The sequence below is a fragment of the Pseudomonas sp. R1-43-08 genome (assembly GCF_003852255.1).
GTDB lineage: Bacteria > Pseudomonadota > Gammaproteobacteria > Pseudomonadales > Pseudomonadaceae > Aquipseudomonas.
Map to the genome: position 1 here is coordinate 4,685,058 of NZ_CP027734.1, position 19,687 is coordinate 4,704,744.

The following is a 19,687-nucleotide window of genomic DNA, read 5'->3' on the forward strand; positions in this document are numbered from 1 at the left end:
GCGCTCTGGCCCGGATCGCTAACCTGCACACAGCTGCCACCCTCTTCATGTTTAGCGATGTGATGTGGCGGCTCTAATTCAGCAGAGAGCAATCACCATGAGCAAAATCATCCCCGATCCACCGCTTTCCTCGATCATCACCCTCGGTGTCGTCACCTTCGGCGACTACGGTGAAAACCAAAAACCGTTGTTCCGCGTCAACGCCGGCATGCCGATTGAGGAAGCCCTGGAACACGCCTCCACCCTGCTTTTTTACTCCAAGAAACTCGCAATGGAAGCCGCCATGGATGTGCGCGGCGAGCAGTACGCTTGGGCCGCGCATTATCTGTGTGAGATGGGCAAGGCGGTGGTGGATGACTTGACGCAGGCGATGACGCCGAGCCGTTAAGCGAACACCGTCTTATGCACACTGAAGTACAAATGTGGGAGGGTGCTTGCTCCCGATGGCGGAGTGTCAGTTATCAGATGTAGTGGCTGACATGCCGCAATCGGGAGCAAGCCCCCTCCCACATTTGGAGTGCATTTCAGGTTGAGATGGGAGAAATGCTTTAGTCCGCGATGACTACGATCGACACGCGACGATTCTCGGTGCGCCCCGCCGTGGTTGTATTTGCCGCCACCGGCTCGCTGCTGCCCAGGCCGCGCAGTTGGATGTTTTGTTCTTTCATGCCCACCCGGGTCAGCACCTCGCCCACGCTTTTGGCGCGGCGCAGGGACAAGGTCTGGTTGTAGGTTTCTTTGCCCGACGCGTCGGTGTGACCTTCGACGCGTACGCGTTCGATGCCTGCGCCCACCAGGGCCTTGCCGATGCGCTCGACGATGTCGGTGCTGGGCGTGTTGAGGCTTTCGACGTCGCTGCCAAACAGCACCTTGCCAGACAGGCCGAAGGCCCAGCCTTCGTCAGTCAGCTCAAAACCCTGCTGTTTGAGCACGCTGACTTGCGCCGGGGTCAGGCCTTTGGCCGGTGGGGTCTGGCAGCCGCCGAGGGCCAGGCAGGCGACGAGTAAGGTGATGAATAGAACGCGTGGGTTAGAGAACAAGGAATTAACTCCTGTGTTGGACATTGACGACGGAATGCTCCGATTCCGCCGTTTGCTGGCTGCCCGAGGACAGCCGTTTGGCCTGGTACATCGCCGCGTCGGCGGCATTGAGCAGGGTGCCGGGTGTGGCGCCATGCTCGGGATAAATAGCGATGCCGATACTGAGGGAGGTCACCACCTGAGTGTTGCCGGGCAGTGGGATCGGCGCGTCCATGCTGGCAATGATCTTGTCGGCGATGCGCTGTGCATCTTCGGCTTTGTGCAGCGGCGCGAGCAGCACGGCGAACTCATCGCCGCCCAGCCGAGCCACCAAGTCGTCTTCGCGCAGTTGTGCACGCACGCGCTCGGCAACGGCCATCAGCACCGCATCGCCGGCGGCGTGGCCGAAGTTATCGTTGATGTCTTTGAAACGATCGCTGTCGAGAAACAGCACCGCCACCCGCTCATTGGTCTTGGCGGCGCTGCGCAAGGCACGAATCAACCGACCTTCGAAGAACGCACGGTTGGGCAGGCCGGTGAGGCTGTCGTGGCTGGCCTGGTGGGCAAGGGTTTCGTTTTCGCTTTGCAGGTGGTTCTGCCAGGCTTCCATCTCGCCAAGCAGGGCGTTGAAGTCGCTGCCCAGACTGTCGAGTTCAGCGATCTGCGCCGGCGGCACGCGGCGGTCGAAGTCACGTTCGCTGCGCGCAGCGTGGGCCACGGCGGCGAGGCTTTGCAGCGGCCCGGTGATACCGATCAACAGGCGCCGCGCCAGATGCAACGCGACCCAGGCGCTGAGCGCGGTGCAGATCACAATGCCCGCCAGGCCGCTGAGCAGAAAGCGCAACAGGCTGCCGCCATGCCCGGTCAGGTGGATGCTGCCAACCGTTTGCCCTTGATGGAGGATCGGCTGGCTGATGGGCTGCTCGAGCAAGGCATGCGCCAGTTCAAGCTCAACCCGTGACAACATGCCAGTGTTTGGCCGTACCCATTGCGCCAGTAGTTTGCCACCTGCATCGAAAACCTCGGCCTGGGCCACTTCTTCGGTCGACGCAATCAGGCTGAGGGCTTCGGTGGCTGCCGCACTGTCGTCGAACACCACCGCCGCTTCCACGGTGTAATTGATCGAGCGGGCGATCAAATGCAGGTTATGTTCGGCGTACACCCGCAATGCCAGCACGCCGAGCAGGGTCAGGGACACACTCGCCAGGGTCACCGCCACTAACGCCAGAATCAGGTGCCCCCGGCCGATGACCGAACCCAGGGTCGGCCGCGCCTTGGCGGGCCTCATGGCGCCGGCGCTCGACGGCGCGACAGTTGCAGCACGCTGGGATGAATGCGTACGCCGCTGCGGGCGACGGAGTCCAGGTTCACCTCGAACGACACTTGCGCATCACTCACCCGCAGGCAGAACAGGCTGCCCACGGTGCATTGGTCACCGCCTTCGCTGATGCTGAGCACCGGGTGGCCTATCAATGAGGTAAACAATGCGCTGCGTTCGTCAGCGCTGAGTTTGCCGATGTAAACAGCGTCGCAGGCACTGACGATATCGGGATGGCTCGCCAGCAGGCGGCGCACCGTCACCGGACGGCCGGTCGCCTGGGTGGTGCCTTTGATCAGGTCGTCGGTGTATTGGGTGGGCCCGACGATGCACAAGCGCAGTTGCGCAGGCTCCATCGGCCAGCGGGCGTAACTGAGGATACCGAGCACGACCTGGGTCACTGCCTGGGCGCGCTGTTCAGCCAGGCTGGATGTTTGAGCCCATGCCTGCGGGGCGAGCAGGCATAGCACTGCCACCCGCAGCAGGCGTCTCCAGCTCAAACTACGCTCGGTGAGCGAGACAGCCACGTTCATGCAGCAATTCTCTCAAGAAATTTCAAGGTGATGCCGCAACGATAGCACAGCGGCGGAAAATCCCACGACGCAGGGGTTTTCGCGGGGCTGACTATTTTTTCAGAAAAATCAGTCATCTGAATCAGAAATCTTACATGACCACTCAGTCAGCTTCTGCGGGCGTGGCGTCCAACTCCAGCATCAGCCCGCTCAAGCGTTTGACCCTGCGCCGTACGGCTTCCTCAAAGACTCCGGCACGGGGCTCGATAAGGCTGAACCAGCGCTTGGCACGCGTGATACCGGTGTAGATGAGTTCTTTGGTCAGCACCGGGTTCAACGCGTCCGGCAGGATCAGCGCGGTATGGGTGAACTCTGACCCCTGGGATTTGTGCACGGTCATGGCATACACGGTTTCCACGTCGTTGAGTCGGCTGGGCAGCACGAAGCGCACGCCCCCCTGGCCGTCATTACGCGGGAAAGCCACGCGCAGCACCTGCGGCCCGCCGTCGCTTTCGGGCAATTTCAAGGCGATGCCGATATCACCGTTCATCAGGCCCAGGCCGTAGTCGTTACGGGTCATCAACACCGGGCGGCCTTCATACCACTGCTCGTCGCCTTCGATCAGCCGCACCTTGCGCAAGGCGGCGGTGATGCGCAGGTTCAGGCCTTCGACGCCCCACGGGCCTTTGCGCACGGCGCAGAGCAGCTGGAACGCGTCGAAGGCTTGCAGCAGTTGTTGCGCCCAGTGGGTCCAGGCGTGATCGTCACGCGGGGTCTCCAATGCAGGCCGCGCCGACTGCAGCAGATTCAGGTAATAGCGATAGCCCTGGGCGCCGGCGCCCTGCCCGTCCAGTACCAGGCGCTCCAGTGCGTGATCATGCTCGCCCTTGAGGCTGAGGCAGAACAGGTCGTCATGACTGCGCGCGGCCAGCAGCTGGCGCGCTTGCTCAGCGTTCTGCTGGTTCACCCAGCGCGCCAGTTGGCCGATGCCGCTGCCCTCGCCGAAACGCCGCGAGTAGCGCAGCATCACCACCTGCTGCGCCAGGGGATGAGTGCCGTCGAGGTCCTCCTGCAAACCGCTGTCGGCGAGATTTTCAGCGCTGACCGCTTGCAGCCATTGGCGCGTGGCCGGGCTGTACCAACCGGCCTCGGCATCGCGGCACAAATCGCCGAGCACCGCGCCCGCCTCTACCGAAGCGAGCTGGTCCTTGTCGCCCAGCAGCACCAGGCGAGCATGGGGGGGCAAGGCGTCGAGCAGGTTGGCCATCATTTCCAGATCGATCATCGACGCTTCGTCCACCACCAGCACATCCAGCGGCAATGGGTTGCCGACGTGATGACGAAAATGCCGAGTACCCGGGCGACTGCCCAGCAAGCGGTGAACCGTGGTGACCTGGGTCGGGATTTTTTCACGCACAGTGTCGGGCACTTTCAGCGACAGCACTTGCTGGCTGATGGACTCGGTGAGACGGGCAGCGGCTTTACCGGTGGGCGCGGCCAGGCGGATACGCAAGGGATTGCCGCTTTCCACAGCCGGTGCCTGCAACAGCGCGAGCAGGCGCACCACGGTGGTGGTCTTGCCGGTGCCGGGGCCGCCCGTGACGATGCTGAACGCGCCACGGGTGGCCAGGGCACAGGCCAGTTTTTGCCAGTCGATCACGCCATCGGGCGCCGGTTGATCGAACAAACCATTGAGCCGCTGCGGCAAATCGGTGGCGACGCTTTCGTGGCTGGCCAGCCGCAGGCGCAAGGCGCTGTCGATGCGCCGTTCATACGCCCAATAGCGGCGCAGATAGAGGCGTTTTCCGGACAGCACCAACGGACGGCTTCGGGCCGACTCACTGCCATCGACAGCCAGCGCGACCAAGGGGCTGGCAGCCAGGGCATGACACCAGTGGGCGCCGTCTAAACCTTCGAGCAATTGCGACGGCAACAGCATCGCGCCGGTTTGCAGGTCGCCTTCAGGCGGCAGCGACAAGGCAAAGTCCGGCGCCTTGAGCGTTTCGAACAGGTCGAGGCACACATGGCCGTGACCCAATTGGTGGCTGGTCAACGCCGCCGCCAGCAACACCAAGGGATCGGCTTCTGGGTCAAGCTCATGCAGGAAGCCGACGAAGGCTTTGTCCAGGGCCCGTAACCAACCACGCTCGACCCAACGCTCGAGTAATTGCACCAGGTCGGCGGCGCGACTGAGAGGTGTCAGCTCTTGCGGCAGTAACGGCGACAGGCTCATAGCAGCACTCCTTGTTCCCAGGCGGGCTCGGCTTTGGGCGGGATAGGCTTGCCTTGGAACAACAGGTCCAGCCCTTCGATCAGTTCTCGCGGTGGCCGGGTGAAATACGCGCCCTGGCTCACCGATTGCGTACCGCGCAGGAACAGGTACAGGGCGCCGCCGATGTGGCGTTCGTAGTCGTAATCCGGCAGGCGTGCCTTGAGTTGGCGATGCAGGGCCAGCAGGTAAAGTACGTATTGCAGGTCGTACCGATGCTCGAGGATCGACTGTTCCATGGCTTCCAGGGTGTAGGCCGAATCGTCAGGGCCGAGCCAGTTGGATTTGTAGTCAGCCACGTAATAACGACCGTCGTGCTCGAAGGTCAGGTCGATAAAGCCCTTGAACATACCGTTGAGCAACACCGGTTCGGCCGCCACGCGGGAGACGCCGTGGTGGGTGTACTGGCACACCAGCTTGTCGAGGGCGAGCACGTCGACTTTATGGCTGGCGAACCAGAACTCCATTTCGATCTGGTACTGCTGCAGGGCACTGAGGCTGACGCGGGCGTCGTACACAGGCAGCGGTGTTTGCAACAAGTGGCCAAGCCAGGCGCTGAGGGTGATGATCCAGCCTTCCCAATGGCGGCGGTTACAGCGGGCGCCGACGGCCCTTTCGATGGCCTCGGGGCTCAGGTTGAAGCCTTCTTCACCGGCCCATTCCAACAAGCCGTGAAGGAAGGTGCCTGGATTGGGACCGCGTGGGAAACGATGAATATCGCCGCCGGACGCCGCCACTTCCCGTGGTGCATCGGGATCAAGGCGTTCGTCATCGAACAGTTTCTGGGCCTGTGGGCTTTCAGGCGCTTCGAGATTCGCGGCGCTCATGCTGTCGCCAATGCGCAAGGCGCTGTAGGAGGCAATCCACCAGTTTTCTGCGGCCTTGCGTTTAGGCAGCAGCGGGGCCAGCAAGGTGGCTTCGTTGCGCGGTGGATGAAACACAGTGTCTTGCGCTTGCGGCACATGGGCATAGCTGATGGTCGGGCAGCCTTCCTGCAGCGCCATCAACCAGCGCGCCAGGTCGGCGGACTCCCCCAGCGGTGCACCGGCGCCGAGCAAATAGCCCAGCGCCGAAAGGTGCAGCACGGAGCTGCTGCTGTTACCGCGCTTGAGGTCGGCGATGCCCAGCCAGCAGGCGTGTTTGGCGCGGGTCAGGGCGACATACAGCAAGCGCAGGTCTTCGGCCAGGCGCTCATCGTCGGCCTGGGCAATCAACTCCGCGGTGGGCCGCAGGCTGACGTGGGATTTGCCCTGCTCGTCGTGGTAATGCAGCGGCAAGCGCGTGCCGTCCACCGGTTTGGCCGAACAGATGAAGGGCAGGAACACCAGGTCGTATTCGAGGCCCTTGGATTTGTGGATCGTCACCACCTTGACCAGTTGCTCATCGCTTTCCAGGCGCAGGATCTGCTCTTCACCGGCCTGACCCGACAGCGCCAGGTGCTCGGCAAGATGGCGAATCAACGCCTGCTCGCCGTCCAGTTCCGACGCCGCCTGCTGCAGCAGTTCGCTGAGGTGCAACAGGTTGGTCAGCACTCGCTCGCCATCGCTGCGGGCGATCAGGGTTTGCGGCAGCTTGAAGTCATGCAGCAGGCGGCGCAGCATCGGCAGCACGCCTTGGGTACGCCAGATCGTGCGGTAGCCACGGAACTGCATCACGCGGCTTTCCCACGCCAGTTCGTCCTGGTTCAGACGCTCCAGCTCCGCCAATGACAAGTTCAAGGTGACACAGGCCAGGGCCGCGCGCAGCGGGCGTTCGACGTCCGGTTCGGCGCAGGCCTTGAGCCAGGCCAGCAGGTCGTGGGCTTCCTGGGCGGCGAAGACCGAGTCTTTATCCGACAGGTACACGCTGCGCACGCCACGCGCCGCCAACTCGGCGCGCACGGCCTGGGCTTCCTTGCCGTCTCGTACGAGGATGGCGATGTCTGACGGCAGCACGCCGTTGAAGGTGTTGTCTTTGACAAAACCCGCGCTGCCTTGCTGCCCGCCATTGAGCAACGCGACGATGTGCGTGGCGCAGGCGGCGGCCAGTTGCTGGCGATACAGCACATTGGAAATCGGCTGGTCGGTGGGCAGGTGCCAAAGGTTCATCGCCGGCAGCGTATGGCCGTCGACCTGCAGCTGTTCCTTGCGGCCCTGGGACAGCACCGGGTGAAACGGCACCGGGTTATGGCCGTCGGGCTCACGAAACAGGAAGGCGCCCCGGCCGGTTTCTGCACGCTGGAACACATGGTTCACCGCCTCGACCATCGCATGGCTGGAGCGGAAGTTGGTGCCCAGGGTGTGGTGGCGCCCGGTGGTGGACTGCCGGGCGCGCAGGTAGGTGTAAATATCCGCGCCGCGGAAGGCGTAGATCGCCTGTTTGGGGTCGCCGATCAGGAACAGGCCGCTGTCCAGGTGGTTTTCTTCGATGCGGTAAATGCTGTCGAAGATGCTGTACTGCACGGGGTCGGTGTCTTGGAATTCATCGATCAAGGCCACCGGGAATTGCTCGCGGATCACACTGGCGAGGCGCTCGCCACCGTCGGCCTGGAGCGCGGCGTTGAGGCGGATCAGCATGTCGTCGAAGCCCATTTCGGCGCGCCGCCGCTTCTCTTCTTCGAAGCGCTTGCCCACCCAGGACGCGGCGTGTTGCAACACAGCGGCGTCCGGGGTTGGCAGTGCGTCGAGGGCGGCTTTGAGGCCGGCCATGGCGTCGATGCCGGGATGCCGTGGCGGCTCGCCTTTCCAGGCTTCGGCCATGCCGTCGGGGGTCAGCCGGGTAAAGCCGGTGCCGATATCCAGTTGTTCCAGGGTTTCGTCGGCGGCCCAGGCGCTGATTTTTTCGAACCAGGGCTCGAAGTAACGCGCCTGCATTTTGCGCCCATCGACCGCCTTGGCAGCAACGGCTTGCAAGCACAGCTCGCGCAGCTCGGCGGCCCATTGCAGCCAAGGCGCCTTGATGCGGGTCAACGCCTCGCGGCGCTCCTGCAGGCAGGCGGTGATCATGTCGGCCGGCTCGCGGCTGTCCTCGGCGGGCCGCTCACTGCCGAACAGCGCGCGCACCCGTGGCATCAACGCGGCCGGGCCACCCCAGTTGTTGCGCACCCAGTTGAGTGCGTCGTCGTGCATCGGGTAGCAGAACAAGCGCCAGTAGTCGCGCAGCACTTCACCGAGCAGGTCGCTGTGATCGGTCTCCAGGGTCTGGGTAAACAGGCTGCCGCTGTCGAAGGCGTGCTCGCGCAGCATACGCTGGCACCAACTGTGGATCGTCGAGACGGCCGCTTCGTCCATCCATTGCGCAGCGATGTCCAACCGATTGGCGCAGGCGGGCCACTGCTCCTCGGGGTATTGATTACGCAGGTCGGCGATCAAGGCGTCAGGCGGCTCGATTTCGCCACGGAAGAACCGCGCCGCTTCGGCCAGGCGGATACGGATACGTTCACGCAACTCCTTGGTGGCGGCGTCGGTGAAGGTCACCACCAGAATCTGCGGCGGCAGCAGTTCGCGGCCGAAGCCGGACTCATCACCACCGTTGCCGAGGACCAGGCGCAGGTACAAGGCCGAAATCGTGAAGGTTTTGCCGGTGCCAGCGCTGGCTTCGATCAGTTGGCTGCCTTTGAGCGGGAAGGCCAGGGCCAAGGGCTTGTTACTCATGCGCCGGCCTCCGCGCTGGACAGTGAACGCCAGGGGGCGCTGATCAGGGGGCGATACAGGGTTTCACACCAACCTTCGAATTCTTCGCTGGCGACCAGCGTCGCATAGTCGGGGAACTGACGAGTGAGCGCGGGCGTTTCACGGCGCTCACCGTCGGTGGTGATGCCGTCGCCCTCGTAGGCTTTGCTGGCTGCAGCGTGGGCCTTGGCGGGGTCGGTCTGGCCGAGCCAGGCAAAGGCGGTTTTTACCGCGACGGGCAGCGGTTTGCTCATGCCGGTGTGCCAGGCGAGCAGCAGGTCGGCGAGGATGTGCTGCGCGGTGGCGGTGTCCAGTGGGGCCAGGAGCAAGGTGTCGTCACTGGCCACCAGCCCGGTGCTCAACGGCACGCCACACGCACAGGCGACCACGTGATTGACCCAGGGGCGAATCAGCCGGTGCCACTTGCGCGTCTTGATCGAACCGATGCTGTTGGGAATGGTGGTCACGCTTAACAATCCGCCATCACTGCGTCGATGCAGGCCGCTGATCCAGCCTTCGAGCTGGATGCCCTGGTACTCGAAACTGATCGGTTCCGCGCCAGCGTGCGGGGTTGGCCAGAGCGCCAGGAGTTGTTGATAGCGCTGCAACAGGTCCGGCAACGGCTCGATCAGCTCGTTGCGCAGGCATTCGCCGAAACCGACCATAGGCAGCAGGCCACTGCCTTGCAAGCGCAAGGCTTGGGCGTTAAGGGCCTGATCAAGCTGGTCGGGCCGGGCCAGTGCGGCGTTCAGCAGACTGTCGCTGAGGCTGTAGCGTTGCAGTGCGTCGAGGACGAAGGGTTCTTCGTCGGCCAGCGGTACTTCGGCAGCCTCGAAGAACACTTTCAGGCGTTGGCTGAAGAAATGCTTTACCGGATTGCGCAGGAAATCCTGCAACTGGCCTAGGCTCAGGGGCTCTTCCTGATGGTGCGGTGCCAGCGCGTGGTCGTGGGCCATTGCGGCCGGCGCTTCGTGCAGCAGCTGCCATTCGCGGGCGTAACTGAACAGCGGGTCGCCTTCATGGAAGTAGCGGGCGCTGAACGGTTGGAGCGGGTGTTCCTGGGTCATCGCTTCGATCAGGGGTTCTTGGCTATCGGCGTTATGCCAGCCGCTGGCGAGATGGTCGCGCAGTTGGCCGATCAGCACCGAGGCCGGGCGCTCACTGTTGTCGCGGATGCTGCGGCCGACCCAGCTGATATAGAGCTGGTCGCGTGCGGAAAGCAGGGCTTCGAGCAGCAGGTAGCGGTCGTCCTCACGGCGGGAACGATCGCCGGGCCGGTAGTCGCTGCCCATCAGGTCAAAGTCCAGCGGGGGCTGGGCACGCGGGTAGTCGCCGTCGTTCATGCCGAGCAGGCAGACCAGCTTGAACGGGATTGCGCGCATGGGCATCAGGGTACAAAAATTGACCGCACCCGCGAGGAAGCGCTGGGACAGACGGCCTTGGTCAAGCCCGGCTAGCCACGCTTCACGGACTACAGTGAGCGGTAATTCGTCCTGCAGGCCGACCGACTCGCAGGTTTCCAGCCAGGTCTCTCTTAATTGTTCGAGTTGGCCCAACAGGTAGTCATCGTGCTCGCTGCTGGGCAGGAAAAACTGCTGCATCAAGCGTTGCAGACGCTCGCCCCACACGTGGGGAGGTGCTGGTTGCGACAGGGCTTGATGCGCGTCGTTTAATGCGTCGAGCAAGGCAACCAGTGGGCCGATCAGCGCTGCATCAAGCCCACCAATTTCGTCGTAGGGCTCGATGCCGTCGCACGCGACACCGGTGCCGACGGCGTAACCCAGCAGCATTCGTCGCAGGCCGAATCGCCAACTGTTCTGCTCCAGCGCCTCGGGCAGCCCCAGGCCGGCACGCTGCTCGGCGTTGAGCCCCCAGCGGATACCCGCGCCTTCGATCCAGCGGTGCAGCGTCGGCAGGTCGCGTTCATTGATGGCGAAACGTTCGCGCAGGGCGGGAACATCCAACAGGTCGAGAATCTCGCTGACGGGGAAGCGGCTGTCGGGGAGCTTGAGCAGGTGCTCGACGGCGATCAGCAGCGGGTCACGGCCGCGTTGACCCTGGTCTGTCAGGGTGAATGGAATGAAGCGTGGGTCGTTTCTTTCCAGTTGGCCGAAAACCGCGCGAATGTGCGGCGCGTAGCTGTCGACATCGGGGACCATGACGATGATGTCCCGAGGGCGCAAGGTGGGGTCGGCGCTGAAGCGTTGAAGCAACTGGTCGTGGAGAATTTCCACTTCGCGCTGGGCGCTGTGGGCGATGTGAAAGCGAATGGATGAGTCGCGCTTCAGGTCGACCGCAGGCCAAAGTTCGCGGGTTTCATCGAGTGGGCGCAGTTCCAGGATATCGTCCTGCAGCTGGTTGAGCAGCGTGGTGGGCTGGCTGTCGCTGAACAGATCGATACGCCCATCACGGAAGGCGGCGCGGTAGCTGTTGGGGTCGTCATAACTGTCCAACAGGCTGATGTAGTCACGGCCCTGCTTGCCCCAGGCGGCGAGTAACGGATGGGCATGCTGATGCAGGGTTTGTGGGTCGATGGTGACTGGCATGCCCGCTTTGCGCGCTTGGCGCTTGTATTCGTTACGCAGCAGGTCCTTGTCGGCCACGATGTCTGACCAATGATGGCGGCAAGGGTTGTGCACGCACAGCAGCACTTGGCTGAAACGGGCCAGGCCCGCCAGGGCTTCAAGCGCTTGGGCGGGCAGGGATGAAATGCCGAAAACGATCACTCGGGAAGGTAGGCCAGGAGGCGCTTGCTCGAGCGTGTTGATGCGCTCGATAAAACGCTGGTGAACGCCGGCCCGACTCTCGGCCATGCCCTGCGCGCCGACGTCGAGCAGCAACGCGCGCCATAACTCAGCCTGCCAACAGTTCGCAGTGTTAAGGGGTTTGGATTCGCCGCGTCCATTGCGTAACTGATGACGCCCTGCGGCCCAGTCTTCCAGCCAATCGGCGCGATACACCTGGTATTGGTCGAACAGGTCGGCCAAGCGCTCGGCGAGCTGGTAGCGCTTGCGCAGGTCGGTGTCGTGAGTCAGGAAGCGTTGCAGCGGCTCGAAATGGGGCTGGTCGATAAGCTGCGGGAGCAGGCGCATGAGTCGCCACGTCAGCGGTGCCTTATCAAGCAAAGACTTAGGGGGAATTTCGTCACGACCCAGGACCATGCGATAGAGCTGCCACATGAAGCTGCCGGGCAGTTGCACATCGATTGCTGCTGCAATGCCACAGCCGCCCATATCGTCTTCTTGCGGATCTTCGGCCAGGGCAAGCTTGAGCCATTGGGCGATGCCGTTGCTTTGGACCAGAGCGATTTCGTTTTCCAAAGGCGCCAGGGGATAACGACGCATCCAGCTGACTACCAGGCTGCGCAACTCGTCCAGGCGGTTACCGTGAACCACCATGAATCCAGCGCTGAGGGACGTCGCACCCGGCATAACGGTTTCCTTGGAAAAGCAAGAATCGAGGCGTGGACTTTAGCACTGAAGGCCACTGCAATGAGCGTCTTGGCACTTTTCGACCGCCCAAAACAAAACCCCATCTGCTTTCGCAAATGGGGTTTCGGAATTTAATCTTGACGATGACCTACTCTCACATGGGGAAACCCCACACTACCATCGGCGATGCATCGTTTCACTACTGAGTTCGGGATGGGATCAGGTGGTTCCAATGCTCTATGGTCGTCAAGAAATTCGGGTACTGAGTCGTTGCCATATGGCCTCGCTTCAGCAAATTGGGTATGCGATAGGTTTCGGTGTTTTGTGAGCATCGAACTTTCGGTTCATTGCGTCTTCACACACCGCAATCTGATGCTCTCTCGAGTAGTCAAATTGCTTGGGTGTTATATGGTCAAGCCTCACGGGCAATTAGTATTGGTTAGCTCAACGCCTCACAGCGCTTACACACCCAACCTATCAACGTCGTAGTCTTCGACGGCCCTTCAGGGGACTCAAGGTCCCAGTGAGATCTCATCTTGAGGCTAGTTTCCCGCTTAGATGCTTTCAGCGGTTATCTATTCCGAACATAGCTACCCGGCAATGCCACTGGCGTGACAACCGGAACACCAGAGGTTCGTCCACTCCGGTCCTCTCGTACTAGGAGCAGCCCCTCTCAAATCTCAAACGTCCACGGCAGATAGGGACCGAACTGTCTCACGACGTTCTAAACCCAGCTCGCGTACCACTTTAAATGGCGAACAGCCATACCCTTGGGACCGGCTTCAGCCCCAGGATGTGATGAGCCGACATCGAGGTGCCAAACACCGCCGTCGATATGAACTCTTGGGCGGTATCAGCCTGTTATCCCCGGAGTACCTTTTATCCGTTGAGCGATGGCCCTTCCATACAGAACCACCGGATCACTAAGACCTACTTTCGTACCTGCTCGACGTGTCTGTCTCGCAGTCAAGCGCGCTTTTGCCTTTATACTCTACGACCGATTTCCGACCGGTCTGAGCGCACCTTCGTACTCCTCCGTTACTCTTTAGGAGGAGACCGCCCCAGTCAAACTACCCACCATACACTGTCCTCGATCCGGATAACGGACCTGAGTTAGAACCTCAAAGTTGCCAGGGTGGTATTTCAAGGTTGGCTCCACGCGAACTGGCGTCCACGCTTCAAAGCCTCCCACCTATCCTACACAAGCAAATTCAAAGTCCAGTGCAAAGCTATAGTAAAGGTTCACGGGGTCTTTCCGTCTAGCCGCGGATACACTGCATCTTCACAGCGATTTCAATTTCACTGAGTCTCGGGTGGAGACAGCGCCGCCATCGTTACGCCATTCGTGCAGGTCGGAACTTACCCGACAAGGAATTTCGCTACCTTAGGACCGTTATAGTTACGGCCGCCGTTTACCGGGGCTTCGATCAAGAGCTTCGCGTTAGCTAACCCCATCAATTAACCTTCCGGCACCGGGCAGGCGTCACACCCTATACGTCCACTTTCGTGTTTGCAGAGTGCTGTGTTTTTAATAAACAGTCGCAGCGGCCTGGTATCTTCGACCGGCATGAGCTTACGGAGCAAGTCCTTCACCCTCACCGGCGCACCTTCTCCCGAAGTTACGGTGCCATTTTGCCTAGTTCCTTCACCCGAGTTCTCTCAAGCGCCTTGGTATTCTCTACCCAACCACCTGTGTCGGTTTGGGGTACGGTTCCTGGTTACCTGAAGCTTAGAAGCTTTTCTTGGAAGCATGGCATCAACCACTTCGTCGTCTAAAAGACAACTCGTCATCAGCTCTCGGCCTTAGAATCCCGGATTTACCTAAGATTCCAGCCTACCACCTTAAACTTGGACAACCAACGCCAAGCTGGCCTAGCCTTCTCCGTCCCTCCATCGCAATAACCAGAAGTACAGGAATATTAACCTGTTTTCCATCGACTACGCTTTTCAGCCTCGCCTTAGGGACCGACTAACCCTGCGTCGATTAACGTTGCGCAGGAAACCTTGGTCTTTCGGCGTGGGTGTTTTTCACACCCATTGTCGTTACTCATGTCAGCATTCGCACTTCTGATACCTCCAGCAAGCTTCTCAACTCACCTTCACAGGCTTACAGAACGCTCCTCTACCGCATCACTTACGTGATACCCGTAGCTTCGGTGTATGGTTTGAGCCCCGTTACATCTTCCGCGCAGGCCGACTCGACTAGTGAGCTATTACGCTTTCTTTAAAGGGTGGCTGCTTCTAAGCCAACCTCCTAGCTGTCTAAGCCTTCCCACATCGTTTCCCACTTAACCATAACTTGGGGACCTTAGCTGACGGTCTGGGTTGTTTCCCTTTTCACGACGGACGTTAGCACCCGCCGTGTGTCTCCCATGCTCGGCACTTGTAGGTATTCGGAGTTTGCATCGGTTTGGTAAGTCGGGATGACCCCCTAGCCGAAACAGTGCTCTACCCCCTACAGTGATACATGAGGCGCTACCTAAATAGCTTTCGAGGAGAACCAGCTATCTCCGAGCTTGATTAGCCTTTCACTCCGATCCACAGGTCATCCGCTAACTTTTCAACGGTAGTCGGTTCGGTCCTCCAGTTAGTGTTACCCAACCTTCAACCTGCCCATGGATAGATCGCCCGGTTTCGGGTCTATTCCCAGCGACTAGACGCCCTATTAAGACTCGCTTTCGCTACGCCTCCCCTATTCGGTTAAGCTCGCCACTGAAAATAAGTCGCTGACCCATTATACAAAAGGTACGCAGTCACCCAACAAAGTGGGCTCCCACTGCTTGTACGCATACGGTTTCAGGATCTATTTCACTCCCCTCTCCGGGGTTCTTTTCGCCTTTCCCTCACGGTACTAGTTCACTATCGGTCAGTCAGTAGTATTTAGCCTTGGAGGATGGTCCCCCCATATTCAGACAAAGTTTCTCGTGCTCCGTCCTACTCGATTTCATGACTAAGAGATTTTCGCGTACAGGGCTATCACCCACTATGGCCGCACTTTCCAGAGCGTTCCGCTAATCTCAAAGCCACTTAAGGGCTAGTCCCCGTTCGCTCGCCACTACTAAGGGAATCTCGGTTGATTTCTTTTCCTCAGGGTACTTAGATGTTTCAGTTCCCCTGGTTCGCTCCATACACCTATGTATTCAGTGTAAGGTAACCATCTTATGATGGCTGGGTTCCCCCATTCAGACATCTCCGGATCAAAGTCTGTTTGCCGACTCCCCGAAGCTTTTCGCAGGCTACCACGTCTTTCATCGCCTCTGACTGCCAAGGCATCCACCGTATGCGCTTCTTCACTTGACCATATAACCCCAAGCAATCTGGTTATACTGTGAAGACAACATTCGCCGAAAATTCGATCATACTCAATTAAGAGCGACTCACAAATTTTACCTTAGCCTGAGCCGTTACCAGTGAAAGTAACGTCCAGTCTATCTTTCTATCACATACCCAAATTTTTAAAGAACGAACTAGTCAAAGACTAGAAATCAACATTCACCATCACAACGATGGAATGCTCATTTCTAAGCTTTCTACAAACAGAAGCAGTAGTGGTGGAGCCAAACGGGATCGAACCGTTGACCTCCTGCGTGCAAGGCAGGCGCTCTCCCAGCTGAGCTATGGCCCCGTATTTCTACAGGCGTTTCCCACACAAAATTGGTGGGTCTGGGCAGATTCGAACTGCCGACCTCACCCTTATCAGGGGTGCGCTCTAACCAACTGAGCTACAGACCCAATTTCGGGCTGCTTCTTTTCGTCTTCTTCAATGAATCAAGCAATTCGTGTGGGAACTTATGGAGCAGCTGATGTCGTCGATTAAGGAGGTGATCCAGCCGCAGGTTCCCCTACGGCTACCTTGTTACGACTTCACCCCAGTCATGAATCACACCGTGGTAACCGTCCTCCCGAAGGTTAGACTAGCTACTTCTGGTGCAACCCACTCCCATGGTGTGACGGGCGGTGTGTACAAGGCCCGGGAACGTATTCACCGCGACATTCTGATTCGCGATTACTAGCGATTCCGACTTCACGCAGTCGAGTTGCAGACTGCGATCCGGACTACGATCGGTTTTCTGGGATTAGCTCCACCTCGCGGCTTGGCAACCCTCTGTACCGACCATTGTAGCACGTGTGTAGCCCAGGCCGTAAGGGCCATGATGACTTGACGTCATCCCCACCTTCCTCCGGTTTGTCACCGGCAGTCTCCTTAGAGTGCCCACCATAACGTGCTGGTAACTAAGGACAAGGGTTGCGCTCGTTACGGGACTTAACCCAACATCTCACGACACGAGCTGACGACAGCCATGCAGCACCTGTCTCAATGTTCCCGAAGGCACCAATCCATCTCTGGAAAGTTCATTGGATGTCAAGGCCTGGTAAGGTTCTTCGCGTTGCTTCGAATTAAACCACATGCTCCACCGCTTGTGCGGGCCCCCGTCAATTCATTTGAGTTTTAACCTTGCGGCCGTACTCCCCAGGCGGTCAACTTAATGCGTTAGCTGCGCCACTAAGAGCTCAAGGCTCCCAACGGCTAGTTGACATCGTTTACGGCGTGGACTACCAGGGTATCTAATCCTGTTTGCTCCCCACGCTTTCGCACCTCAGTGTCAGTGTTGGTCCAGGTGGTCGCCTTCGCCACTGGTGTTCCTTCCTATATCTACGCATTTCACCGCTACACAGGAAATTCCACCACCCTCTACCACACTCTAGTCAGTCAGTTTTGAATGCAGTTCCCAGGTTGAGCCCGGGGATTTCACATCCAACTTAACAAACCACCTACGCGCGCTTTACGCCCAGTAATTCCGATTAACGCTTGCACCCTCTGTATTACCGCGGCTGCTGGCACAGAGTTAGCCGGTGCTTATTCTGTCGGTAACGTCAAAACAATCACGTATTAGGTAACTGCCCTTCCTCCCAACTTAAAGTGCTTTACAATCCGAAGACCTTCTTCACACACGCGGCATGGCTGGATCAGGCTTTCGCCCATTGTCCAATATTCCCCACTGCTGCCTCCCGTAGGAGTCTGGACCGTGTCTCAGTTCCAGTGTGACTGATCATCCTCTCAGACCAGTTACGGATCGTCGCCTTGGTGAGCCATTACCTCACCAACTAGCTAATCCGACCTAGGCTCATCTGATAGCGCAAGGCCCGAAGGTCCCCTGCTTTCTCCCGTAGGACGTATGCGGTATTAGCGTCCGTTTCCGAACGTTATCCCCCACTACCAGGCAGATTCCTAGGCATTACTCACCCGTCCGCCGCTCTCAAGAGAAGCAAGCTTCTCTCTACCGCTCGACTTGCATGTGTTAGGCCTGCCGCCAGCGTTCAATCTGAGCCATGATCAAACTCTTCAGTTCAAACATCTTTGGGTTTTTAAGAAACCCTAAACTTGGCTCAGCAATCGTTGGTTACATCTTTGATTTCTCGCGGAGTAACTTGTGATGCTGATAATCTTGTTGACTATCAGTCTGACTCCACAAGCACCCACACGAATTGCTTGATTCAGTTGTTAAAGAGCGGTTGGTTAAGAGCTATTCGTCTCAACCGAGGCGCGCATTCTACAGCAGCCTCATTTGCTGTCAAGCGGTTATTTTCAGAAGTTTTCGAAGAATTCTTCAACAACTTCAACCACTTGCGCTTGCGATCTCTCGTAAGCGGGAGGCGAATTCTACAGCGTTACACGCTGCTGTCAACACCTCTTTTTCAACTTCCTTTTGGCTTCGATGGACTGAAGCAACCTGCTGCCGAAACCTACTTAACTCGTTGTTTACCAAGGAGTTTTCCGTTTCGACTGCGCCGGAAGTGGGGCGAATTATAGGCGCACAGAATCTGCCGTCAAGGGTTAATTACGCTTTTGTTGCTGCCGGTGCCTTTTTAGTAATAAGACGCGGGATCCGACGCATCACTGGCGGTACGCGCAGCAACAGAAGCAGTGCACCTATGGAAGCATAGATAGCCCACTCCTTGAGGTCAGCCCGCACTATCCACAGCATGTGTAGCAAACCGAGCCCCAGAATCACGTACACCAGGCGATGCAATTTCTTCCAGCGACTGCCCAGCCGGCGCTGACTGTAACGATTGGAGGTCAGAGCCAAAACCAGTAGAGACAAAAACCCCAAGGCGCCGACAATTATGTACGGACGCTTACGCAACTCCACGCCCAGCTGCGACCAGTCGAGCCCAAGGACAAATACGCAATAAGCCGCCAGGTGCAGCACCACATAGGCAAAGCACCACAAACCCAGCTGCCGGCGCACTGCGATCCACCCCGGCCAACCGCTGAGCTTCTGCAGCGGTGTCATCGCGAGCGTGATCAGCAACAGGATCAAGGTGCCCAGACCCAAGCGATCCACCAGCACCTTGCCCGGGTCGGGCCCCAGGGCAAAACTCCAGGCTTCATAGAGCCAGAACAACGGCCAGACAGCGGCGGCTATAAAGACGCCGATGCGCCAGATCGGATAGCGCATCAGTAATTCTTCTTCAGGTCGAGATCTGTATAGAGAGCAGCAACCTCATCCGCGTAGCCATTGAACATCTGCGTCTCACGCACATTCGGGCTGAAAAGGCCGCTCGGTAGACGACGCTCCCGTGCCTGGGTCCAGCGCGGATGGTCAACCGTAGGGTTCACATTCGCATAAAACCCATACTCATCGGCAGCAATACTCTGCCAGGTCGTTTTAGGTTGCTCGCTGACAAGACTGATCCGCACAATCGACTTCACGCTCTTGAAGCCATACTTCCAAGGCACGACCAAACGCAGGGGCGCCCCGTTCTGGTTAGGCAGCTCCCGCCCGTACATACCCACGGCAAGGATCGCCAACGGATTCATCGCCTCGTCCAGACGCAGCCCTTCTACATAAGGCCAGTCGATCAAGCCGAAACTGGAGCGCTGACCCGGCATGCTCTTTGGATCCTGTAGCGTTTCGAAGCGGATGAATTTCGCCCTTGAAGTAGGCTCAACCTGCTTGAGCAAGGCGGAAACAGGAAAGCCGATCCAGGGAATCACCATCGACCACGCTTCGACGCAACGCAGCCGGTAGATGCGCTCTTCCAATTCGTAAGGTTTCATGAAGTCTTCCAAGGCGTAGCGCCCCGGCTTCGCAACTTCACCATCAATCACAACACTCCAGGGCTCAGTCTTGAGCGAACCCGCATTTGCCGCCGGATCGCCCTTGTCTGTGCCGAACTCGTAGAAGTTGTTGTAGTGGGTTGCATCCTTGAACGGCGTGATGGCCTCGCCCTTGACCGTCACAGCCTGCCACTTGGTGCCTGGAAGCTTTTGCGTAAACCAGTCAGGCGCCCTGCCCGGCTCGACATCGGCATAACGTGCCGCCTCTTCGGCACTGGCCCAACGTGGCAAGCTGCTCGCGGCAATACCGGCAAGCGCACCACCAAGCAAGCTGCGGCGAGAGAGGTAGAACGATTCAGGCGTGACATCCGATTCGTGGCAATCGGACGCTTTGGGGATCTTGATTAACATGGCAACTCCGCAGC

The 19,687-nt window shown here is 59.1% G+C and carries 9 protein-coding genes, 2 tRNA genes and 3 rRNA genes; 1 reads left to right on the forward strand and 13 read right to left on the reverse strand.

Annotation, left to right across the window (positions count from 1 at the left end; translation table 11 throughout):
* The first annotated feature begins 97 nt into the window (after positions 1-97).
* Entirely contained in the window at positions 98-388 is a 291-nt protein-coding gene (locus tag C4J87_RS21510; protein WP_124368348.1) for a DUF3077 domain-containing protein, read from the forward strand.
* A 160-nt stretch (positions 389-548) separates the two neighbouring features.
* On the opposite strand, the gene C4J87_RS21515 is transcribed toward C4J87_RS21510, so the two are convergent.
* From C4J87_RS21515 to msrP, 13 genes are all read right to left on the reverse strand, one after another.
* Positions 549-1,040 (reverse strand): OmpA family protein, encoded by a 492-nt coding sequence (locus C4J87_RS21515; protein ID WP_124368349.1) that lies wholly within the window; start codon positions 1,038-1,040, stop codon positions 549-551.
* A 4-nt stretch (positions 1,041-1,044) separates the two neighbouring features.
* A complete protein-coding gene (locus C4J87_RS21520; protein ID WP_124368350.1) occupies positions 1,045-2,307 on the reverse strand; it encodes a diguanylate cyclase domain-containing protein in 1,263 nt (420 codons plus the stop codon).
* Complete coding sequence (locus C4J87_RS21525) at positions 2,304-2,870, reverse strand: YfiR family protein (protein ID WP_124368351.1); 567 nt, start codon at positions 2,868-2,870, stop codon at positions 2,304-2,306. The genes C4J87_RS21520 and C4J87_RS21525 overlap by 4 nt, the downstream gene beginning before the upstream one ends.
* 142 nt (positions 2,871-3,012) lie before the next feature.
* Positions 3,013-5,082: an exodeoxyribonuclease V subunit alpha gene (recD, locus tag C4J87_RS21530; protein ID WP_124368352.1), complete on the reverse strand. Its 2,070-nt coding sequence runs from the start codon at positions 5,080-5,082 to the stop codon at positions 3,013-3,015.
* Positions 5,079-8,750: an exodeoxyribonuclease V subunit beta gene (gene recB / locus C4J87_RS21535; protein WP_124368353.1), complete on the reverse strand. Its 3,672-nt coding sequence runs from the start codon at positions 8,748-8,750 to the stop codon at positions 5,079-5,081. The genes recD and recB overlap by 4 nt, the downstream gene beginning before the upstream one ends.
* A complete protein-coding gene (recC, locus tag C4J87_RS21540; protein ID WP_124368354.1) occupies positions 8,747-12,199 on the reverse strand; it encodes an exodeoxyribonuclease V subunit gamma in 3,453 nt (1,150 codons plus the stop codon). The genes recB and recC overlap by 4 nt, the downstream gene beginning before the upstream one ends.
* Positions 12,200-12,334: 135 nt before the next feature.
* Positions 12,335-12,450: ribosomal RNA gene (gene rrf, locus C4J87_RS21545) — 5S ribosomal RNA — on the reverse strand.
* Positions 12,451-12,607: 157 nt separating this feature from the next.
* Positions 12,608-15,499, reverse strand: a 23S ribosomal RNA gene (locus C4J87_RS21550).
* 249 nt (positions 15,500-15,748) lie between these two features.
* Positions 15,749-15,824: transfer RNA gene (locus C4J87_RS21555), tRNA-Ala, on the reverse strand.
* 30 nt (positions 15,825-15,854) lie between these two features.
* Positions 15,855-15,931, reverse strand: a tRNA-Ile gene (locus C4J87_RS21560).
* Positions 15,932-16,013: 82 nt separating this feature from the next.
* Positions 16,014-17,550, reverse strand: a 16S ribosomal RNA gene (locus C4J87_RS21565).
* The 16S, 23S and 5S rRNA genes sit together here with 2 tRNA genes alongside, the layout of an rRNA operon.
* Positions 17,551-18,039: 489 nt before the next feature.
* Positions 18,040-18,660 carry a protein-methionine-sulfoxide reductase heme-binding subunit MsrQ gene (gene msrQ, locus C4J87_RS21575; RefSeq protein ID WP_124368355.1) on the reverse strand — a complete coding sequence of 207 codons (621 nt, stop codon included), beginning with the start codon at positions 18,658-18,660 and terminating at the stop codon, positions 18,040-18,042.
* Complete coding sequence (msrP, locus tag C4J87_RS21580) at positions 18,660-19,673, reverse strand: protein-methionine-sulfoxide reductase catalytic subunit MsrP (RefSeq protein WP_124368356.1); 1,014 nt, start codon at positions 19,671-19,673, stop codon at positions 18,660-18,662. Before msrP ends, msrQ begins: the two co-directional genes overlap by 1 nt.
* Between the last annotated feature and the right edge of the window lie 14 nt (positions 19,674-19,687).

Bases quoted from the DNA above. Each gene is read 5' to 3' on its own strand.
- msrQ (WP_124368355.1), bottom strand. From the start codon at position 18,660: ATGCGCTATCCGATCTGGCGCATCGGCGTCTTTATAGCCGCCGCTGTC.
- C4J87_RS21510 (WP_124368348.1), top strand. From the start codon at position 98: ATGAGCAAAATCATCCCCGATCCACCGCTTTCCTCGATCATCACCCTC.
- C4J87_RS21525 (WP_124368351.1), bottom strand. From the start codon at position 2,870: ATGAACGTGGCTGTCTCGCTCACCGAGCGTAGTTTGAGCTGGAGACGC.
- recD (WP_124368352.1), bottom strand. From the start codon at position 5,082: ATGAGCCTGTCGCCGTTACTGCCGCAAGAGCTGACACCTCTCAGTCGC.
- recC (WP_124368354.1), bottom strand. From the start codon at position 12,199: ATGCCGGGTGCGACGTCCCTCAGCGCTGGATTCATGGTGGTTCACGGT.
- msrP (WP_124368356.1), bottom strand. From the start codon at position 19,673: ATGTTAATCAAGATCCCCAAAGCGTCCGATTGCCACGAATCGGATGTC.
- C4J87_RS21520 (WP_124368350.1), bottom strand. From the start codon at position 2,307: ATGAGGCCCGCCAAGGCGCGGCCGACCCTGGGTTCGGTCATCGGCCGG.
- recB (WP_124368353.1), bottom strand. From the start codon at position 8,750: ATGAGTAACAAGCCCTTGGCCCTGGCCTTCCCGCTCAAAGGCAGCCAA.